This window comes from Enterovibrio norvegicus DSM 15893 (assembly GCF_900115495.1).
Classification (GTDB): domain Bacteria; phylum Pseudomonadota; class Gammaproteobacteria; order Enterobacterales; family Vibrionaceae; genus Enterovibrio; species Enterovibrio norvegicus.
Genome location: NZ_FOWR01000049.1, coordinates 13,639 through 35,346 on the forward strand (window position 1 = coordinate 13,639; position 21,708 = coordinate 35,346).

Consider the following 21,708-nt stretch of genomic DNA (forward strand, 5'->3'; position numbering starts at 1 on the left):
TTCATTATGCGTACAAGCCAATTGCTTGAACAGTTGATGGAATCGCTACGTTGCCTGCCTGGGGTCGGTCCTAAGTCAGCGCAACGTATGGCATTTCATTTATTGCAGAGAAATCGTCAAGGCGGCATTAAGTTGTCCGAGGCGCTGGAATCTGCCATGACAGACATTGGCCATTGCGAGAAATGCCGTACGTTTACCGAAGAAGACGTTTGTGCAATCTGTGCCAATCCTCGTCGCCAAGAGAACGGTCAAATTTGTGTGGTAGAAAGTCCGGCTGATATTGCCGCGATTGAAGCCACTGGACAGTACTCTGGCCGCTATTTCGTGCTAATGGGGCATTTGTCGCCATTAGATGGCATTGGTCCTTCTGACATTGGTCTTGATTTGCTTGAAAAACGCTTAGAAACCGAAACGATTTCTGAGTTGATTCTCGCAACCAATCCAACGGTGGAAGGTGAAGCCACGGCACATTACATCAGTGAGTTATGCTTAGAGCATGAAGTCATTGCCAGTCGGATTGCGCATGGCGTACCGATGGGTGGTGAACTTGAACTTGTTGATGGAACAACGCTATCTCACTCTATCGTCGGTAGACATCGACTACGATAACTGACTGACCAGATAGACAAGAAAGGCCGCATTCAGCGGCCTTTCTTTTATCTCAAAAAACATTCAACAGCGTTTATTGACGATTGCAGGTATGTATTTGTGCAGAATATTTAGCCTTGGTTATAGAGAACCATAGAACCGTGGTTAAGGCTGGTCAGCAGCAAAGCACTGCTACTGAGCACATCAATGCGTCGCACTTTTTCAGCGCCCATTCGATAGAAGGTTCGCACGAGCGCTAAGTCATCTGCAGAAAACTCTGACGTGTCGCCAGTGGTCACGTCTTTCAATTCACCTAACTTTAAGCGCAAGTAGCCGCCGCTGACCTCCCACTCACCAGACTCGGAAACTGACATGATCACTTGAATGTTATCGACTTCATTCTTGAGAATGATTTGGGTATCGCGTGAATAGGTGTTGTTCGGTAAAAACACCATGTTACTGTGCTGTTCGGTTGCCGTTATACCGGTTACATTGCGGTATGTTGACTCTTCAATGTAATTCACCGTGTTTGATTTCCATTCACGGGAAAGTAACAAGGTCGACGTACGCACATCTTCCCCCAAGAATACCCAGCAGCTTCCTATGATGGTGAGGAGCAGCAGAAGGTATGGGCTGTAGCGCTTCATTTGGTCTCTTCGGCGTGGCGTTGTGATTAGCGACATAATGAATGACTCTCCTCTTGGCTGGTGAGCAGAACATAGGTGAGGTTATCGTCAGTGTCTTTGTCGAAGTGGATATAGTTCAGCGAAATTTGGTTATCTTGGCCGCCTGTCACGATCACTTCACTGAGCGAGCGAGACGATCCGTAATAATCCATGTATTTCACGACGCATCGCTCGACCATAGGTTGCCACTTTTCAATCCGCGCATTATTAATGGGAATATATACCGAGACGTCTTGCACTTGGAAAAACGCCTTAAAAGCTTCAGATTTCGGCGTGGAGGCAGCATAAAAGATAAGGGGCACTAAAAAGGCAAGAATCAACGCAAACCAAGAGCCTAATGGCATTTTTGTGGATGTGTAAACAGGACCGTCAATCGCAGGGTTTGTCGAGGCGCCGCTTGGCACCGATGCAGGCTCAACGCTAAGCGTATCAACGGGGGCGGCAGGCGACTGAGTCAACTTATCGCTGGCAGGTGCGTCACTGCTCGTCACGTCGTCTTGCTGGATAGACGTCGGATCCATCACTGGTGGAGATGGAATATCAACGTCTTGATCATTGTAAGCTTCCACTGAGCATACGACCTGATAGCCGCGTTTCGGCACGGTTTTGACAAACATCGGGCTTTTGGTCGAATCTTTCAGCGCACGACGAAGCGTAGAAATGGATTGCGTTAGGCTTGAATCATCAACTTCAAACCCTTGCTTACGCCAAACGTAATCGTGAATTCGGTGGCGCGTTACGATCGCATGTGGCTCTTCAATCAACACCATTAAAACGCGAGCTTCATTACTGCCTAGTCGAATAAGTTCGTCTGCTTCGTGTAGATCGATGACAGAGCTGTCACTAGGAGAAAAGACGAAGCGTTCTCCCAAAAGGTATCGGTTTGATTTGTTGAGCATTTGTTTACTTAACCTGCTGGAATTCGGGTGTGCCACAAGGAACAGACACTGAATTTAAGTAAAATATGCGACGATTATACCTGAAATGAGAAAAGCACCTCAAGAAATGAAAAAATGATTTACGAGGGTTGAAAAGCAATTCTTCGCCCTTATTTAAAGAGAGTTATTTAGACTTATTACCATTTGTTTTTGGGGTTAAAATGAGCGATCAAGCTACTCTACAAAGTAAGGAAACGCGCGGTTTCCAATCCGAAGTAAAGCAACTACTGCATTTAATGATCCACTCACTGTATTCCAACAAAGAAATCTTTCTGCGTGAGTTGATTTCTAACGCATCGGATGCGGCAGACAAATTGCGCTTTAAAGCGTTATCGAATTCAGAGCTTTATGAAAATGATGGCGACCTTCGCGTCCGTCTCAGCGTCAACAAAGAAGCGGGCACGCTCACCATTGATGACAATGGCATTGGTATGACGCGCGATGAAGTGATCGATAACCTCGGTACCATTGCAAAGTCAGGGACGGCGGATTTCTTTAAACAACTTTCTGATGATCAAACCAAAGACAGCCAATTGATTGGTCAGTTTGGTGTGGGCTTCTACTCCGCATTTATTGTGGCAGACAAAGTCTCAGTGACAACGCGTGCAGCAGGCACGCCGAACTCTGAAGCTGTGCAATGGGAATCAACGGGCGAAGGTGATTACACCATCGAAGGCGTTGAAAAAGCCTCACGTGGTACGTCCATTACTCTGCACTTGCGCGAAGAAGACAAAGAATACCTTGATGACTGGCGTCTACGTGAAGTTATCGGTAAATACTCTGATCATATCGGTATCCCCGTTGAAATTTGGGCAAATGAGCGTGACGAAGAAGGGAATGAAACCGACCAAGGCAAATGGGAAAAAATCAACAAAGCCCAGGCACTTTGGACACGCTCTAAATCTGATGTAACAGATGAAGAGTACCAAGAGTTTTATAAACACCTCTCACACGATTTTGCTGATCCTCTGCTTTGGAGTCATAACCGAGTAGAAGGTAAAAACGATTACACCAGTTTGCTGTATGTGCCATCGAAAGCGCCATGGGACATGTTTAACCGCGATCATAAGCATGGTCTGAAACTGTATGTCCAACGCGTTTTTATTATGGATGATGCGTCTCAATTCATGCCGAGCTACCTACGATTTGTGCGTGGTCTGATAGATTCTAATGACTTACCACTGAACGTTTCGCGTGAAATTCTGCAAGATAACAAAGTAACCCAAACGCTTCGTAATGCCTGTACAAAACGCGTGCTAACCATGCTTGAGCGTTTGGCGAAGAACGAGCCAGAGAAATACCAAGCATTTTGGAAAGAATTTGGTCTGGTGCTCAAAGAAGGCCCAGCGGAAGACTTCAGCAACCGTGAGAAAATTGCGGGCTTGCTACGTGTTGCTTCAACGCAGTCTGACAGCAGTGAGCAAACGGTGTCATTGGCGGATTACGTATCTCGAATGAAAGAAGAGCAAGACAAGATCTTCTACCTCACAGCAGATACGTATCAGGCTGCGAAAAACAGCCCACACCTTGAGCAATTCAAAGCAAAAGGCATTGAAGTTATTTTGATGTACGACCGCATTGATGAATGGTTGATGGGTTACCTGCCAGAGTTTGATGGCAAACAGTTCCAGGCCATCACGAAAGCGGATCTGGACCTGAGCAAATTTGAAGACGATAACGAGAAAGAAAAACGCGAAGAGACGCAAAAAGCCTTCGAGTCCGTTGTTGAACGTACAAAAGCGTATTTGGGCGACCGTGTGAAAGAGGTTCGTACCACATTCAAATTGTCTGGCACACCCGCGGTTGTAGTCACGGATGAATTTGAAATGGGCACACAGATGGCGAAACTGCTTGCGGCTGCGGGTCAGCAAGCGCCTGAAGTGAAGTACATCTTTGAATTGAACCCTGAACATGCACTGGTGAAACAAATGGCTGATGAAGCTGACGAAGAAGCGTTCGGTCGTTGGGCTGAAATGTTACTTGGGCAAGCGATGTTGGCTGAACGTGGTTCAATGGAAGATCCGTCACAGTTCTTAACAGCCGTTAATCAATTATTGACTAAAGGCTAATGGTATCTAACCCACGGAAATGTAAATAATCTATAGCAAGCCCAGCACGATTGCTGGGCTTGCTAGCGTTTACGTAACCGTGTATGTTTCATTTTTTGCGAAAAATCCAAGTTAAAAAGGGGATAACAATGCGCATCATTCTTCTGGGCGCTCCAGGTGCGGGTAAAGGAACTCAAGCGCAGTTCGTCATGGAAAAGTATGGAATTCCACAGATTTCCACAGGTGACATGCTACGTGCAGCAATCAAAGCCGGTACTGAAATGGGCAAACAGGCGAAGGCAGTTATCGACGCTGGTCAGCTTGTATCGGACGACATCATTCTAGGTCTGGTGAAAGAGCGTATTGCACAAGAAGATTGTGCGAAAGGCTTCCTGCTGGATGGCTTCCCACGTACGATCCCACAAGCTGATGGCTTGAAAGAAATCGGTGTGGATGTTGATTTCGTTCTAGAATTCGACGTTGCTGACAGCGTGATCGTTGAGCGTATGAGCGGTCGTCGTGCGCACCTGGCCTCAGGTCGTACTTACCACGTTGTTTACAACCCACCTAAAGTGGAAGGTAAAGACGACGTGACCGGTGAAGACTTGGTTGTTCGTGATGACGACAAAGAAGAAACCGTACTAGCACGTCTAGGCGTATACCACGATCAAACGTCGCCGCTTATCTCTTTCTACAAAAAAGAAGCAGAAGCAGGCAAGACGCAGTACCTAACGTTCGACGGTACTAAGCAAGTGGCTGAAGTCAGTGCTGAGATCGAAAAAGCGCTAGGTTAATTCCTCGCTTTTTTGGAAAAAGGGCAGTCTAAGGATTGCCCTTTTTTGATCCGAAACGACGCTGCATCAGTAGTGGTATGCTTGCGAGTTCGTGATATTCTTTTGGCGTAACATACTGTTGAAGCAGGTTGAAATGGAAAATAAAAACAAAACTGGCGTGTTACTGGCCAATCTAGGGACACCCGAGGCACCAACGGCGAAAGCGGTAAGTGCTTTCTTAAGCGAATTTCTTCATGACCAGCGTGTTGTAGACATGACGCGTTGGTTATGGTGTCCGTTACTTCACGGCATTATTCTTCCTGTGCGCTCACCAAAGGTCGCAAAGCTCTATCAAAGTGTGTGGATGGAAGAAGGGTCGCCATTAATGGTGTACTCTCAGCGCCAGAAAGCCGCGCTGGAGACCGTCATTGATATGCCTGTTGAGCTCGGCATGACCTATGGTCAGCCAAGTATCTTAAGTGCTGTTGAATCACTTCAAGCCCAAGGGTGTGAAAGAATTCTCGTGTTGCCGCTCTATCCGCAATACTCGCGCACAACCACTGCGGCAGTGTTTGACAAGCTGGCAAAGTCCATGAAAGGCAAACCAGTGATCCCTGAGTTTCGTTTTATCAATCAATACTATGATGATAAAGCATACATTGACGCGCTTGCGCAATCTGTGGAATTGCATTGGGATGCGAACGGCAAACCTGACATGTTGGTGTGTTCTTACCACGGTATTCCTAAGCGTTATGCTGACAATGGTGACCCTTACCGTGAACACTGCCACGACACGACAGAGCGATTGATTGCCCGCCTGAACACAGATGTGAAGATTAAAACCACCTTCCAATCTCGATTCGGTCGCGAAGAATGGTTACAGCCATACACAGACAAAACACTAGAGCAATTGCCGAAAGACGGCGTGAAGCGTGTTGACATTATCTCGCCAGCATTCTCTGTAGATTGCTTGGAAACTCTGGAAGAAATTGCAGAACAATGCCACGACAGCTTCATGGAAGCGGGCGGCGAGGCATTTCGATTTATCCCCTGTCTGAACGATGCGCCAGCGCATATCGATATGATGCGCCAACTGGTGGAGCGTCATACTCAAGGTTGGTAACAGTTTCATTGATGCTAGAATGAATTTCTGTCGCACCAATTTGTATGGGAGATATTCCCACTGCAAATTAGTGTGATAGAATTCTCACTTTCGCCACTACTACGACGCATCGATATCATGAAATTTCCAGGCCAACGCAAATCAAAGCATTACTTTCCTGTGCATGCACGTGACCCTCTATTGGTTCAAGCGAGCGAACAACGTAAGCTGACGCGACCGCACGTTATCGGTATTGATCAGACGCTGGTTGATATTGAAGCCAAGGTGAGCGACGAATTTCTTGCTAAGTATGCATTGAGCAAAGGCCATTCTTTGGTAATTGACGATAAGCGCGCAGAAGCCTTGTATCAAGAACTCAAAGAAAACAACATGATTAGCCATGAGTTTGCGGGTGGCACCATTGGTAACACGCTGCACAACTACTCAACACTGGCCGATGATAAATCGATTCTGCTGGGTGTAATGAGTCGTGATATTACAATCGGCAGCTACTCATACCGTTACCTGTGTAATACCTCAAGCCGTATGGACTTGAACTACCTTCAACCTGTTCAAGGGCCAATTGGTCGCTGTTATGCACTGATCAGTGAAGAAGGTGAGCGTACGTTTGCGATCAGCGAAGGTTTGATGAACCAACTGAAGCCCGAGTCAATTCCAGAGCATATCTTTAAGAATGCATCTGCACTCGTGCTTACCGCGTATCTCGTGCGTTGCAAAGAAGGTGATCCAATGCCTGAAGCAACCATGAGAGCCATTGAGTTTGCGAAAAAATATGACGTCCCTGTGGTCATGACCATGGGCACGAAATACGTGATTCAAAACAACCCACAATGGTGGCGTGAATTCCTTGCAGAGCATGTTTCAGTTGTCGCAATGAATGAAGAAGAAGCCGAAGCGCTAACCGGTGAATCCGACCCATTGATTGCAGCAGATAAAGCCCTTGAGTGGGTAGACATGGTGCTATGTACTGCAGGCCCAATAGGCCTCTACATGGCCGGTTACACTGAAGAGAGTGCGAAACGCGAAACCAGCCTTCCACTGCTGCCAGGCCCAATTGCAGAATTCAACATGTACGAATTCAGCCGCCCGATGATGAAGAAAGATTGTGATACACCGTCTAAGGTTTATTCGCACATCGCACCATACATGGGTGGCCCAGAGCGCATTAAGAACACCAATGGTGCAGGCGATGGCGCATTGTCTGCCGTGCTTCATGATATGTCAGCGAACCGTTATCACCGTGATAACGTGCCAAACTCAAGCAAGCATAGCTTCCAATACCTCACCTACAGCTCGTTCTCACAAGTGTGTAAATACGCAAACCGCGTAAGTTATGAAGTATTGGCGCAGCATTCCCCTCGTTTGTCTCGCGGCCTTCCTGAGAGGGAAGATTCGCTAGAAGAGGCTTACTGGGAACGCTAAATCTCTGCCGTATTAGGCGCTTATGCTGCGTTGATTTCATCGATTCTGTCAGTCACTTAGTGAACTAAGCTCCCGACCAGAATCTATTCATCGCCTTGCTTAAGTGCCTACTACGTTGAGATTTCTCAGCCATAGAAAACCGTCTTACGGCGGTTTTTTCGTTTTGTGAAAGGGTTAAGCTGCCGACCAGAATCTATTCATCGCCTTGCTTAAGTACCCACTACGTTGAGATTTCTCAGCCATAGAAAACCGCCTTATGGGCGGTTTTTTCGTTTTGTGAAATAGTTAAGCTCCCAAACCAGAATCCATTTCATAGCCTTGCTTAAGTACCCTCTGCGTAGAGATTTCTCAGACATAAAAAAACCGCCACTGATGGCGGTTTTTTGTTTTTGAGTGCTTCTCGTTCTTAGCCCTTGTTGTAGGCTTCGTTGTGAACGGCTGCTATGGCGCGACCAGAAGGGTCTGCTGCATTTTTGAAGCTCTCATCCCACTCGATGGCTTTCGCGCTTGAACAAGCGATTGACGGGCCACCAGGTACACACTCCGCTGCGCTTGGCAGTGGGAACAATTCTTCAAAGATCTCGCGGTATGCATAACCTTCTTTCGTTGTTGGTGTGTTGTAAGGGAAACGGAATTGTGCAGTTTCCATTTGTTGGTCTGTCACTTTCTCTTCAGCGACGGCCTTCAGAGTATCAATCCAGTTGTAGCCAACGCCGTCTGAGAACTGCTCTTTTTGACGCCATGCGATAGATGCTGGTAGGTAGTGCTCGAAACACTCACGCAAAATGTGTTTTTCCATTTTACCATTACCACACATCTTGTCTTCAGGGTTCAAGCGCATCGCAACATCGATGAACTCTTTGTCGAGGAAAGGTACGCGACCTTCAACACCCCATGCCGCTAACGATTTGTTCGCACGGGCACAGTCAAACATGTTCAATGCGAGAAGCTTACGAACAGTTTCTTCGTGGAACTCTTTCGCGTTTGGCGCTTTGTGGAAGTACAAATAGCCGCCAAAAATTTCATCAGCACCTTCGCCAGAAAGCACCATTTTGATGCCCATCGCTTTGATTTTACGACCCATCAAGTACATTGGCGTTGAAGCGCGAATGGTGGTGACGTCATACGTTTCAATGTGGTAAATCACATCGCGAATCGCATCAAGGCCTTCTTGAATGGTGTAAGTCATCTCGTGGTGAACCGTACCAATCTGGTCTGCCACTTCACGCGCAGCTTTCAAGTCTGGCGCACCTTCAAGGCCAACTGCAAACGAGTGCAGTTGTGGCCACCAAGCTTCTGATTGACCATCGTCTTCAACACGCATTGCAGCAAAGCGCTTCGCAACCGCAGACGTGATGGATGAATCCAAGCCACCTGATAGCAATACACCGTAAGGTACATCGGTCATCAACTGACGCTTAACGGCATCTTCCAATGCCTTCGTCAGGTCTTCTTTGCTGGTGGAGTTACCTTGAACCGCTGCGTATTCATTCCAATCACGCACGTAGTAGCGGTGCGGTTCGGCATCACCTGAACGTAGGTAAGAACCTGGAGGGAACTCGCTGATGGTTTTACACACAGGCACGAGGGCTTTCATTTCAGATGCGACGTAAAAATTACCGTGCTCATCATGGCCTTGGTAAAGCGGAATAATACCGATATGGTCGCGACCAATGAGATAGGTATCTTTTTCCTCATCGTAAAGAATGAACGCGAAAATACCGTTAAGTTCTTCGAGCAGGTCTTCGCCCATGTCTTGGTAGAGCGCCAGTATCACTTCACAGTCAGAATCTGTTTGGAAGTCATACTTGTCTTCATAACGCGCACGGATTTCTTTGTGGTTGTAAATTTCGCCGTTGACCGCGAGGATGTGTTTTTTGTCAGGGCTATAAAGCGGTTGAGCGCCACTGTTTAGACCAACTATCGCGAGACGCTCGTGCGCCAGGATCGCATTGTCTGATGAATAAATACCTGACCAGTCAGGGCCACGGTGGCGGAGCTTTTTAGACATTTCCAGCGCTGATTGACGAAGCGCCGTTGCATCTGACTTAATATCCAGAATGCCAAATACAGAACACATAAATCCCTCTCTTACTTCCCTTCGCAACGATGTCGTGCGTAATTTAAATCTTTATTGCCCCCAATTTGCCAATTTGAATAAAAAAAGCAACCAGTTGTGGAGAAAAAAATAGAAAACTGGAAACTTGATTTTAATCTATTCGGAAAAATGGCCGATTTGGTGAATAAACGTTAGTCGTTGTGTGTTTTTTGAACACTTTGCGTGTGATGAATGAAAAGACTCACGTTAGCGTGCGTTATCTTCATTAGCGATGAGCTGATCTTTCACGTGGCGAGCAAAACCAGCTCCCGCTTCGCAATAGATGTTATAGGCTTCATCCACGCCGAGAGACTTGAGCAATTCTATCTCATCGCTGTACTTCGCAATCGCCGCGACTTTACCGTTAAATCCTAATTGATGAATCTGTTCCATCGCGATGGTATTTGCTTGACTATGCGGCATGGCTAATAAAATGAGTTCAATGTGCTGTGAGGAGGTAACGCGTGACCAAAAATCGGGGTCAGTGGCGTTACCTTGAATAACGTGTCGGCCCGCTTCCTTGTGGAGTGCAACCGATTCATCACGCGCTTCAATGCCCAGCACTTTGCCGGGAAAGGCGTCTGCCAACTCATCATAGGCGCCACTGCCAATGCGGCCCATGCCCAAGATAACGATAGAAGAATGACCAAGGTCGATCAGTTGATCATTGTGGTGAATCTTTTCTGGGTTGGGATCGTGGAATCGTTTCGATGCATGGGTATAGATCTTGTGGCTGAATGTGTTCAGCGGCGCTGCAAGCACGAAGGAAAGCGACACAGCGATGGCCAATGCGACGAGTATACTGCCGGGCATAAAGTCCATTTTGTAGGCTATACCGCCGACAATGAGGCCAAACTCGCTGTAGTTAAACAGTGTTAAAGACGCAAATAACGAGGTTCTTACTCGGAACTTAAAGCTGTTGAATACGCCGTAATACAATAACCCTTTGAGAGGTAGTATCAGCATAAACAAGATCGCGATCATGAAGCCTTCAACGGTGGGCTGCTCTGAAAGCCCAATATTGAGGAAGAAGCAGACCAAAAAGAGTTCTTTGAGATTGAACAGCGACTTGGCCATTTCAGAAGCGCGTGAATGGCCCGCCATCATCATGCCGAGGATCAACGCCCCCAAATCCGCTTTCATCCCTACCGCGTCAAACAGGCCTGCACCTGCAACCAGTGCCAGGAAGATGCCGTACAGTACTAAGACTTCACCGTGTCCCGCCTTATCAAGCAATCTGAACAAAACAGGTCGAAGAAGTGGTAACGCAAATAGAACTAATGCTTCAATGCCAGGCACTTTGCCAGAAGTCGCTGTTAGGAACACCACGGCGAAAATGTCCTGCATGATCAGAACGCCGATAGCGAGTGTGCCGTAAGTGGCATTCATTTCGCCTTTTTCTTGAAGCGCTTTGATGGCAAATACAGTGCTAGAGAAGGAGAGGGCAAAAGCAATTAACACGATCTCGTTCAACGCAAGCGCTGAGAAAGCACTTAAACCTAGGGTTTTGAAAACAAGTAAACAGAGGGTGAAAACGGCTGTTGTCAGCACATTATGGACTGATGCCCCAAGCCAGATTTCGCGATTCAGCAGTGATTTAACATCAAGTTTTAAACCAATGCTAAACAAGAGCAGGGTGACACCAAGATCGGCAAGCGTTTGAATGAGTGGAGTCGAGGCATAACCCGCAGCGTTCAGGCCGAAGCCCGCAATAAGAAAACCAACCAATGGTGGCATGTGGCAGCGCAGCATGAGAAATCCGCTAACAAAAGCGACGGCGATAATGATCAGATCCATAAAGCGAGCGTTTTTCCTTTTAACTGTCTGTCGTAGGTGCGCGAGTGCTAACCAAGAGAGGGAACTCTCTCAGTAATAAGCGGATTTGCTTAAGGTTTTATTTTCTCATGATAAAGCAAATGCATATTTGAGAGCCAGCAATCAGGAATAAAACTGGGGAGTTATCGTGTTTAATTCGTTACACAGTGTGAAGGGGGAGTTTTGTCAGAATGTTAGATGGATGCGACAGCCCAAAAACAAAAAGTCCATAAGTGAACCTTATGGACTTTTAGTGGTGCGAATCGCGCTGGAACACCTAGGTGTTCATGATGTTCAGTCTTCCAACAGTCTTTGCAATAGCGCGCCATTAAGCATCGCACGTTTCACCAGCGCAAACGCGCCGAGTGTTGGTGTTGAAGATAAGCCCGCTGCAACGATAGGCAAATTCTGATGGAACGTTTTCAGTGATTGGTTTTCAACGCAGCGCTGAATGGCTGGGAAAACCACGCTCTCAGCTTCTGTAATTTCGCCTGAGATAACAATTTGCTGTGGGTTGAACAGGTTGATGGTCATCGCAATGGCTTTACCAAGGTGATTACCAACCTTGACCAAAACTTGGCGAGCGAGTTCATCGCCAGCGACAGCGGCGCGGCAGATATCAGACACATCCAATTCTTTTTTGCCCTGCAACATGCTTTCGTGGCCCTGTGCGAGCAATTGCTGTGCGTGCTCTATGATGGCAGGGTTCGATGCCACGGTTTCTAAACAACCGAAGTTTCCGCACTGACATTTTTTGCCGAGTGGGTCGATTTGAATATGACCAATCTCACCCACATTGCGGTTATAGCCCAAGAAAACCTGCCCATTAACGATGATACCTGCGCCCGCACCGTTATGAACACTGACGAGCAGGGTATCAAAATAATTTTTACTCACCCCGAAATAATGTTCCGCGAGTGCTTGTCCTCGGGTGTCATTCCCGATGAAACACTGCACACCAAATTCGTCGCGAATTAAGTCACTTAGCGGTAATTTATCGATGGAGATATTCGGCATGTATTCAACAACACCCGCTTCAGCATCGACGAGACCAGGCAATGAGATCGCAACAGCAATGAGTTCACGAACAATGTGTTGTTGAGCGGCAAGGAAGCTGTGAAGGCGGTATAGAAGGCCCTCGATGAGTGCATCTTGATCTTGGTATTGGAAGAGCTCGTCATGCTGACCAAGTAGTCGACCTGACAAATCAAACAGAGATATTTCGATTCGATCGCGACCTAGACGGACTGCGAGGGAATGGAAGGGGGCACATTCGGTGGTCAACGAGATAGCTCGTCGACCGCCTGTGGACGCTTGTTGCGCGACTTCTTTGATCAAGCCACGCTCAAGTAACTGACGGGTAATTTTGGTAACACTTGCTGGTGCGAGGCTGCTCACATCTGCAATTTGAATACGAGAAATCGGCCCTTGTTGGTCGATAAGTCGATAAACGGCGGCACCGTTTAACTGTTTAACCAGATCTACGTTACCAATTTGTCCGCCTGTCATAAATGTCCTAGTTCATTGAGTATTCGCCGTTAACTACAGTCGCTTTAACGTTAAAATCGCGATCAAACACGGTCAGGTTAGCGACGTATCCTGGTTGGATAGCCCCTAGCTTGTCGTCCATGCCGATAGCTCGGGCAGGATACAAGGTTGCCATGCGGACCACTTCGTCTAAAGCGATGCCTACATGTTCGACAGAGTTTTGAACTGCTTCAATCATCGTCAATGCCGAACCACCAAGCGTGCCATTCTCATCTACACACTTGCCGTCTCGGTAATATACTTTCTTACCTACAAAAATAAAGTGATCCATGTCTGCTCCTGCAGGCGCTGCTGCATCAGTAACAAGAACCAGTTTTTCGCCTTTCAATTTATGGGCAATGCGAATGTTTGCATAGTCAACGTGGAAACCATCTGCAATCACACCCGTATAAACGTCAGGGGTGTCGTAGATAGCGCCAACCATGCCTGGCTCGCGTCCAGCGATAGGCGTCATCGCGTTGAACAGGTGTGTAGCGAAGGTAATACCTGCACGAAAACCTTTACGCGCTTCAACGTAGCTGGCGTTAGTGTGGCCAGCCGATACCACGATACCTGCAGCTGACAACTGACGAATATGCTCGTCTGGTGTTAGTTCAGGTGCCAAGGTAACTTTGGTCACAACGTCTGCGTTAGCTGCAATGAAGTCAATCATTGCATCGTCAGAGCGACGAATGAAATCGACACTGTGAATGCCTTTTTTCGCGACGTTTAGGTAAGGACCTTCAAGGTGCAGACCTAGCGCTTGGTTAGCGTATTTGGCTTGGTATTCACGAATCGCATTGACAGATGCCTTCATGTCTTCGTCAGAAGACGTGATAAGCGTAGGCAGGAAGCTGGTGCAACCTGACTTTAGGTTAGCCAAATGCATAGTGCGGATGGTATCAGCCGTCACTTCATCGTTGAACATTACACCGCCGCAACCATTGAGTTGCAGATCGATAAAACCTGGGCTTAGGTACGCGCCGTCTAATGATCGCGTCTCAATCCCTTCTGGCAATTCATTTTCTGGGCAAACAGTCTGGATAAGACCGCCATCAACGATGACGGCATGGTTGTCCAGCACGTCGCTACCTGTGAATACACGGCAGTTAGTCAGTGCGTACATGAATACTTCCCTACCTTACAGGTTGTTAATGTTTTGTGCTTCTAGCTCTTGGAAGTACTTAACGGTCTTCACTTTCAGCTCAGCAGTTGATGGCTCATCACACACCATCAGTGCTTTAGGATGCAACTGAAGGGCAGACACTGTCCACAAATGGTTTACAGAACCTTCTACAGCAGCTTGCAGAGCCAACGCTTTATTGTGGCCAGTGATTAGGATCATCACTTCTTCTGCATCTAACAGTGTACCAACACCGATGGTCAGTGCATGTTTAGGTACTTGGTTGATGTCGTTATCGAAGAAACGAGAGTTTGCGATACGCGTATCTTCAGTCAGTGTCTTGATGCGAGTGCGCGAAGACAAAGAAGACGCTGGCTCGTTAAATGCGATATGCCCATCGTTGCCAATACCACCCATGAACAGGTTAATTTTACCAAACGATTTGATTTTGTCTTCGTAACGTTTGCATTCAACCATGTGGTCTTCAGCGTTGCCGTTAAGAAGGTTGATGTTTTCTTCTTTAATATCAATGTGGTTAAAGAAGTTGTTGAACATAAAGCTGCGGTAAGATTCAGGGTGGTCTGCAGGGATACCACAGTACTCATCCATGTTGAATGTTACCACGTTTTGGAAGCTTACTTCGCCTTGCTTATGAAGGTTAATCAGCTGCTTATAAGTGTTCAACGGGGTGCCACCAGTCGGCAGACCCAGAACAAACGGACGTTCTTCTGTTGGAGCGAATTTGTTAATTGCATCAACAATATAGCGTGCTGACCAAAGGCCTACTTCATGTGCGGTTTGTAAAGGGATAAGTCTCACGGGACACCTCTCAGTTAATTCGAAATCTGACTACGTATCATAGTGTAATTGTATCTTACTTTTTATCATAAAATAAGTTTTATGAGCGTGCTAGCAAAAAACCCGATCTTCTATTGTTTTGAGTGACCATAATCACATTTGCCTATGTTTTAATTTGCGGGGCGAAATTAATGGAATAAACTGCGAATGACTCACATAGGATCGTAAAAAAAGTCCCATGTTGTCATTCTACATCTGAGAAAGAACCACTATAGGGGGAACATAGGTGAATATTCTTGGGTATTTTCAAAAAGTAGGTAAAGCATTGATGGTGCCAGTCGCCACGCTTCCTGCAGCTGCAATTTTAATGGGTATTGGTTACTGGATTGATCCAAATGGTTGGGGTGCTAACAGTGCACTTGCAGCTTTCTTGATCAAAGCAGGCGCCGCAATTATCGACAATATGTCTGTACTGTTCGCAGTTGGTGTTGCGTACGGTATGTCTAAAGATAAAGATGGTGCTGCTGCGCTATCTGGTTTTGTTGGTTTCCTTGTTGTTACCACTCTTCTGTCTCCGGGCGCTGTTGCACAAATCCAGGGTATCGACCCTAGCGCTGTGCCAGCTGCATTCGGCAAAATCAACAACCAGTTCGTAGGTATCTTGGTTGGTATCGTTTCTGCTGAATTGTACAACCGTTTCTCTGCAGTTGAACTTCACAAAGCGTTGGCGTTCTTCTCTGGTAAGCGTCTTGTACCAATCCTGACATCTTTTGCTGGTATCTTTATTGCGTTCATCCTGATGTACGTATGGCCAACCGTATACGGTGGTCTAGTAAGCTTCGGTGAAGGCATCCAAGGTATGGGTGAAGTCGGTGCAGGTCTATATGCATTTTTTAACCGTCTTCTGATTCCTGTTGGTCTGCACCACGCACTGAACTCAGTGTTCTGGTTCGACGTTGCAGGCATTAACGATATTCCTAACTTCCTGGGTGGCGCTAAGTCAATCGCAGAAGGTACTGCTACTGTTGGTGTAACAGGTATGTACCAAGCTGGCTTCTTCCCAATCATGATGTTTGGTCTTCCAGGTGCGGCACTCGCTATCTACCACACTGCGAAAGCTGAAAATAAAGAGAAAGTTGCATCTATCATGATCGCTGCCTCTTTTGCATCTTTCTTCACGGGTGTGACTGAGCCTCTAGAATTCTCATTCATGTTCCTAGCACCAGGTCTGTACGTACTGCACGCAGCATTGACAGGTCTTTCTGTATACATCGCTGCATCTATGCAGTGGATTGCAGGTTTCGGCTTCTCAGCTGGTCTTGTGGATATGGTTCTGTCTACGCGTAACCCGCTAGCCGTTAACTGGTTCATGCTGATTGCTCAAGGCGCTGTGTTCTCGGTGATTTACTACACTGTGTTCCGTGCTGTTATCGTTAAATTCGACCTGAAAACGCCAGGCCGTGAAGACGAAGATGAAGAATCAACATCCGGTGTTACTGGTTCAAAAGAAACGAGTGAACTAGCGCGTCAATACCTGAAAGCGCTGGGTGGCCACGACAACCTAACCAACATCGATGCATGTATTACTCGTCTACGTCTGACTGTTAAAGATGGCAACCAGATCGATGAGAAAACGCTGAAAGCACTTGGTGCGATGGGCGTTGTTAAATTAGGCACCAATAACCTACAGGTTATCTTGGGTCCTCTAGCAGAAATCGTTGCTGGCGAAATGAAAAAAGTTGGCGTTAGCGAAGATTTGACAAACGTCAAACTGCCATAATCTAGTTTTACTGACAAATTAGTTATCTAGCCGGCCTTTAACGGGGTCGGCTTTTTTTGGGCCTTTTTCGGCCGAATCGTAGGAAAAATGTACATGAATAATACGTTTAAGCTTGGTTTTCTTCCTGTTGCGATTGCAACAGGCCTCGCAGGTTGTGGCGTTCTTCCACTGCAATCTGCTGATCAAAATGTTGTTGATGCATTAGCCTCTCAATTGGACATCAGTTATGACGTTCAAACTAATCATGGCGCGCAAGAAGGCCTTGCTTGTCAGACGATGGGCGCTGAGTGGGCATCATGTAACAACGTCATCATGACGGTTGTTAACGAAGGTGAAGCCGTTGCTGATAAGAACTGGCGTATTTATTTACACAGCATTCGCGTCATTCTGGACGTTGCAAATGAAGATTTCACCATCAAGCACATCACCGGTGACCTTTACGAGCTAGCCCCAACAGCATCTTTCAAAGGCTTCGCGAAAGACGAGACCGTTGAAATTCCGATGATTGCTGAATACTGGCAGTTGTTTGAAACAGACTTTATGCCACGTGCCTATGTGGTTGCTGGTGATGCAACACCACGTGCAATTGACTCTCTAAACACTGAAAACGTTGACGCATTTGTCGCTGAAATCGACGGCAATAAATGGAAACGCACGCCTGAAGACAACAACATTCTGGCGACTGCAGCGTCTCGCTTCGCGAAAAACAGCGATGTCGAAGCCTTGTCTGAAAGTGCTATCGACGTTGCAATTATCCCAACACCGCTGAAAACGCGCCAAATGCGCGGCGAGTTGAACGTAGCGTCTGGTTTTGCACTCAGCAACAACGCTCTGGATGCAGAGCAGCTAGAGGCATTTGAAACACGTGCAGCGCTACTTGGTGTAAACACCAAAGGCGAAACCGCGCTAAGCATCACGCTGGATGAGAACGCGTTCAGCGGCGAAGAAGCGGTATCGGGAGCCTATAAGCTTGCTATCAACGCGGGTGGCGTTGAAGTACTAGGCTTCGACAGCGTAGGTGCTTTCTACGGTCTTCAGTCTCTGCTTGCTCTGACTGAAAAAGGCGAGAACGCAACCCTGCCAATGGTTGCGATTGAAGATGCCCCACGTTTTGATTACCGCGGTGTGATGGTCGATGTGGGCCGTAACTTCCACTCAAAAGAAGCGATGTTGCGTACCATTGATCAAATGGCGGCATACAAGCTAAACAAACTTCACCTGCACCTGACCGATGATGAAGGCTGGCGTTTAGAGATCCCTGGCTTGCCAGAGTTGACTGAGGTGGGTTCAAACCGTTGTCACGATCTTTCAGAGACATCATGCCTGCTGCCGCAGCTAGGTTCAGGTCCAACAACGGACAATTTCGGTTCGGGTTTCTTCTCTAAAGCGGATTACGTAGAAATTCTGCGTCATGCAAAAGCGCGCGGCATTGAAGTTATCCCTGAAATCGACATGCCTGCTCACTCTCGTGCGGCCGTTGTGTCTATGGAAGCGCGTTACTCTAAATATGCCGAACAAGGCGATCTTACGAAAGCAGAAGAGTTCCGTCTGATGGATCCATTGGATACATCAAATGTCACCACTGTTCAGCTTTACGACAAGCGCAGCTTCATCAACCCTTGTATGGATTCGTCGCTACGTTTCGTTGATAAAGTGATTACTGAAGTAAAAGCCATGCATGCAGAAGCGGGTATGCCGCTAAATACATGGCACTTCGGTGGTGATGAAGCGAAAAACATCAAGCTGAACGCAGGTTTCCAAGACATCAATGCGTCTGAGCCTGTGGCTTGGAAAGGCAACATTGATATGAGCAAAGAAGACAAGCCATTTGCTCAGTCTCCAATGTGTCAAAAAATGATAGCGGAAGGCGTGGCGGCAGACTTTGGTCACTTACCAAGCTACTTTGCAGAGCGAGTGAGCAGTGTTGTTAATGCTCATGGCATTGAAAACTTCCAAGCATGGCAGGATGGCCTAAAGTACTCGAAAGATGCGTCTGCGTTTGAAACCGAAAACACACGCGTAAACTTCTGGGATGTTCTTTACTGGGGCGGCGATGCGTCAGCATACGATTGGGCGAGCAAAGGTTACGATGTGATCGTGTCTAACCCTGACTATGTGTACTTGGATATGCCGTATGAAGTGGATCCGAAAGAGCGCGGTTACTACTGGGCAACCCGTGCGACTGATACCCGTAAGATGTTTGGTTTCGCGCCGGAAAACTTGCCACAGAATGCTGAAACGTCTGTAGACCGCGACGGTAATGGCTTCAATGGTAAAGGTACTGTTGACCACAACCAAGGTTTCTACGGTCTATCTGCACAGCTTTGGAGTGAAACTGTTCGCACTGATGCGCAGTACGAGTACATGGTCTTCCCACGTGTGATCGCAGCGGCTGAGCGTGCATGGCACAAAGCTGACTGGGAACTGGATTACCAAGTCGGTAAAGCCTTCAACCTAGACACCAACTTCGTGAACAAAGATGCCCAGCTTCAAGACTGGACACGCTTTGCAAACGTGATGGGTCAACGTGAAATGGCGAAACTGGATGCCGCTGGCATTCAATACCGTATTCCAGTTCCAGGTGCTAAATTGGACGCGGGTAAGCTTCACATGAACATCAGCATGCCAGGTCTACCGCTTCAATACTCTGTTGATGCGGGTAAGACATGGATCGACTACTCAGCGCCAGTAGCTATTGACAGCAATGTTAATGTAAAAGTACGCGCTTTGAGTGCAGATAAACAACGTGAAGGTCGCGTGGTTTCTCTGTAATTCCCTCGAAAAGCATCAAAGCCCGCGTCTTGCGGGCTTTTTTTTGTCCAAATGGCTTTGGTGCGTTCAGTAGTGGTTGAGTAAATAGCCACGATCGGGGATTATTGGGCGTTATTTTTAAGTTATGTCGAATTCGGTTCTTCCTACGAGGTATTTTTGATGAGTGAGTCTGAGGCTCGTCCAAGCAACTTTATCCGTCAAATCATCGACAAAGATTTGGCGAATGGTGCTCATGCAACTGTTCACACGCGTTTCCCGCCTGAGCCAAATGGCTATTTGCACATTGGCCATGCGAAATCTATCTGCTTGAACTTCGGTATCGCGAAAGACTACCAGGGTCAGTGTAATCTTCGTTTTGACGACACCAACCCAGAAAAAGAAGATATTGAGTACGTTGAATCCATCAAGAACGATGTGAATTGGTTGGGTTTCCAATGGGACGGCGAGGTTTGCTATTCATCTGATTACTTCGATCGCTTACACGGCTACGCTGTCGAGTTGATTGAAAAAGGCTTGGCATATGTTGAAGAGCTGAGCCCTGATGAAATCCGTGAATATCGTGGCACCTTGACGGCGCCGGGTAAGCACAGCCCATACCGTGACCGTAGTGTTGAAGAAAACATTGCGCTGTTCGAGAAAATGAAGAACGGTGGCTTTGAAGAAGGTAAAGCGTGTCTGCGTGCGAAAATCGACATGGCATCACCGTTTATGGTGATGCGTGATCCGGTTATCTACCGTGTGCGTTTTGCTCACCACCACCAAACCGGTGACAAGTGGTGCATTTACCCAATGTACGACTTCACGCACTGTATTTCAGATGCGCTTGAAGGCATTACACATAGCCTGTGTACGTTGGAGTTCCAAGATAACCGTCGTCTTTACGATTGGGTATTGGACAACATCACCATTGAATGTCAGCCACGTCAGTATGAGTTCAGTCGCTTGAATCTTGAATACACCGTGATGTCTAAGCGTAAACTGAGCCAGCTTGTTAGCGAAAACTTGGTTAACGGTTGGGATGACCCACGTATGCCAACCATTTCTGGTTTGCGTCGTCGTGGTTACACGCCTGCATCAATCCGTGAATTCTGTAAGCGCATTGGTGTAACTAAGCAAGAAAACACCATTGAAATGGGCTCACTGGAATCTTGCGTACGTGATGATTTGAACGAAAACGCACCACGTGCAATGGCAGTGCTTGATCCTGTTAAATTAGTGATTGAGAACTACGCAGAAGGTGAGATTGAAACATTGATCGCACCGAATCATCCGAACAAACCAGAAATGGGTGAACGCGAAGTGCCATTTAGCCGTGAGATCTGGATCGAGCGTGAAGACTTCCGTGAGGAAGCGAACAAGAAGTACAAGCGTCTTGTTCTCGGTAAAGAAGTGCGTCTGCGTAACGCTTATATGGTGAAAGCGGAGCGTTGTGAAAAAGACGAAGACGGTAACATTACGACGATCTTCTGTACCTATGACCCAGAAACCTTGGGTAAAGATCCCGCTGATGGCCGCAAACCAAAAGGCGTAATTCACTGGGTATCTGCGGATGCAGGTGTGGAAGCGGAAATTCGTTTGTACGACCGTTTATTCACTATTGCAAACCCAGGTGGCGCAGATGATTTTGCAGCAACTATCAACCCAGAGTCACTGAGTGTGACCCATGGTTATGTTGAGCCAAGCCTAAAAGCAGGCACTGCAGAACAAGCGTTCCAGTTCGAGCGCATGGGTTACTTCTGTGTTGATCGTAAAGACAGCACGGCCGACGCGTTGGTATTTAACCGTACCGTAGGCCTTCGTGATACTTGGGCAAAAATTGAAGCCAAGTAATTGAAACGCTGAGAATGCCGATAATAAAAAAACCGGAGCCTAGGCTTAAGGCCGCTCGCTTAAGAGCGAGTGGCTTTTTTCTCTCTGGTTCTGGTTGGATATTTTGCGGGTCTTTTCAACACTGCCCGAGGGTACGCTTTCCTCTTTCTCTTGTTAGGTAATATCAGCCGTTTGCCATTTTCTCTAAGCATTTTTAGTGCATTTGGGACTGCACCAGGACTTCTGCCACTCGCCCAGATAAACTCATCTTGGATGAGATATAGCGCATTGAGGAAGCTTATCCTAAGCGGCTCAACTTTGTGCTCTTTCGCCATCGCTGCCATTTCTAAACGGACGATATTGTAAGACGTCAGGATCCCCCACAACTCCTGATAGATGCCCTCGCTT

General features: G+C 47.1%; 15 protein-coding genes and 1 pseudogene. 8 read left to right on the forward strand and 8 right to left on the reverse strand.

What is annotated here, in order from left to right:
- Positions 1 to 6 precede the first annotated feature (6 nt).
- On the forward strand, positions 7 to 609 hold the full coding sequence (recR, locus tag BM082_RS21555; RefSeq protein WP_017008500.1) for a recombination mediator RecR: 603 nt from the start codon (positions 7 to 9) through the stop codon (positions 607 to 609).
- 110 nt (positions 610 to 719) lie between these two features.
- Here recR and BM082_RS21560 read toward each other — a convergent pair whose 3' ends face one another.
- Together BM082_RS21560 and BM082_RS21565 are read right to left on the reverse strand one after the other, a co-directional pair.
- Positions 720 to 1,271, reverse strand: coding sequence for a regulatory protein ToxS (locus BM082_RS21560; RefSeq protein ID WP_017008501.1), 552 nt, complete (start codon positions 1,269 to 1,271; stop codon positions 720 to 722).
- Positions 1,262 to 2,173, reverse strand: coding sequence for a transcriptional regulator (locus tag BM082_RS21565; RefSeq protein ID WP_017008502.1), 912 nt, complete (start codon positions 2,171 to 2,173; stop codon positions 1,262 to 1,264). The genes BM082_RS21560 and BM082_RS21565 overlap by 10 nt, the downstream gene beginning before the upstream one ends.
- A 200-nt stretch (positions 2,174 to 2,373) precedes the next feature.
- On the opposite strand from BM082_RS21565, the gene htpG reads away from it, so the two are divergent.
- From htpG to BM082_RS21585, 4 genes are all read left to right on the forward strand, one after another.
- Positions 2,374 to 4,281 (forward strand): molecular chaperone HtpG, encoded by a 1,908-nt coding sequence (gene htpG, locus BM082_RS21570; protein WP_017016383.1) that lies wholly within the window; start codon positions 2,374 to 2,376, stop codon positions 4,279 to 4,281.
- A gap of 128 nt (positions 4,282 to 4,409) precedes the next feature.
- Entirely contained in the window at positions 4,410 to 5,054 is a 645-nt protein-coding gene (gene adk, locus BM082_RS21575) for an adenylate kinase (protein WP_017008504.1), read from the forward strand.
- Positions 5,055 to 5,187: 133 nt separating this feature from the next.
- Positions 5,188 to 6,156 carry a ferrochelatase gene (gene hemH, locus BM082_RS21580; RefSeq protein WP_074928568.1) on the forward strand — a complete coding sequence of 323 codons (969 nt, stop codon included), beginning with the start codon at positions 5,188 to 5,190 and terminating at the stop codon, positions 6,154 to 6,156.
- Between the two features lie 117 nt (positions 6,157 to 6,273).
- Positions 6,274 to 7,578 (forward strand): inosine/guanosine kinase, encoded by a 1,305-nt coding sequence (locus tag BM082_RS21585; protein WP_074928570.1) that lies wholly within the window; start codon positions 6,274 to 6,276, stop codon positions 7,576 to 7,578.
- Positions 7,579 to 7,984: 406 nt separating this feature from the next.
- Here BM082_RS21585 and asnB read toward each other — a convergent pair whose 3' ends face one another.
- The 5 genes from asnB to nagB form a co-directional block, all read right to left on the reverse strand.
- Positions 7,985 to 9,658, reverse strand: a complete 1,674-nt coding sequence (gene asnB, locus BM082_RS21590; RefSeq protein ID WP_017008807.1) for an asparagine synthase B — start codon at positions 9,656 to 9,658, stop codon at positions 7,985 to 7,987.
- A 225-nt stretch (positions 9,659 to 9,883) separates the two neighbouring features.
- Positions 9,884 to 11,473, reverse strand: a complete 1,590-nt coding sequence (locus tag BM082_RS21595) for a cation:proton antiporter family protein (RefSeq protein WP_074928572.1) — start codon at positions 11,471 to 11,473, stop codon at positions 9,884 to 9,886.
- Positions 11,474 to 11,785: 312 nt separating this feature from the next.
- Positions 11,786 to 13,000: a DNA-binding transcriptional regulator NagC gene (nagC, locus tag BM082_RS21600; RefSeq protein WP_017008809.1), complete on the reverse strand. Its 1,215-nt coding sequence runs from the start codon at positions 12,998 to 13,000 to the stop codon at positions 11,786 to 11,788.
- Between the two features lie 7 nt (positions 13,001 to 13,007).
- On the reverse strand, positions 13,008 to 14,144 hold the full coding sequence (nagA, locus tag BM082_RS21605; protein ID WP_017008810.1) for an N-acetylglucosamine-6-phosphate deacetylase: 1,137 nt from the start codon (positions 14,142 to 14,144) through the stop codon (positions 13,008 to 13,010).
- A gap of 15 nt (positions 14,145 to 14,159) precedes the next feature.
- Positions 14,160 to 14,960, reverse strand: a complete 801-nt coding sequence (gene nagB / locus BM082_RS21610; RefSeq protein WP_074928573.1) for a glucosamine-6-phosphate deaminase — start codon at positions 14,958 to 14,960, stop codon at positions 14,160 to 14,162.
- A gap of 265 nt (positions 14,961 to 15,225) precedes the next feature.
- On the opposite strand from nagB, the gene nagE reads away from it, so the two are divergent.
- From nagE to glnS, 3 genes are all read left to right on the forward strand, one after another.
- Positions 15,226 to 16,719 carry an N-acetylglucosamine-specific PTS transporter subunit IIBC gene (gene nagE, locus BM082_RS21615; protein ID WP_017008812.1) on the forward strand — a complete coding sequence of 498 codons (1,494 nt, stop codon included), beginning with the start codon at positions 15,226 to 15,228 and terminating at the stop codon, positions 16,717 to 16,719.
- A 93-nt stretch (positions 16,720 to 16,812) separates the two neighbouring features.
- Positions 16,813 to 19,491, forward strand: coding sequence for a beta-N-acetylhexosaminidase (locus tag BM082_RS21620; RefSeq protein WP_074928575.1), 2,679 nt, complete (start codon positions 16,813 to 16,815; stop codon positions 19,489 to 19,491).
- Positions 19,492 to 19,650: 159 nt separating this feature from the next.
- Positions 19,651 to 21,321: a glutamine--tRNA ligase gene (gene glnS / locus BM082_RS21625; RefSeq protein WP_017014122.1), complete on the forward strand. Its 1,671-nt coding sequence runs from the start codon at positions 19,651 to 19,653 to the stop codon at positions 21,319 to 21,321.
- Positions 21,322 to 21,380: 59 nt separating this feature from the next.
- On the opposite strand, the pseudogene BM082_RS21630 reads toward glnS, so the two are convergent.
- Positions 21,381 to 21,708: pseudogene (locus tag BM082_RS21630) on the reverse strand (IS4 family transposase); the annotation flags it as partial.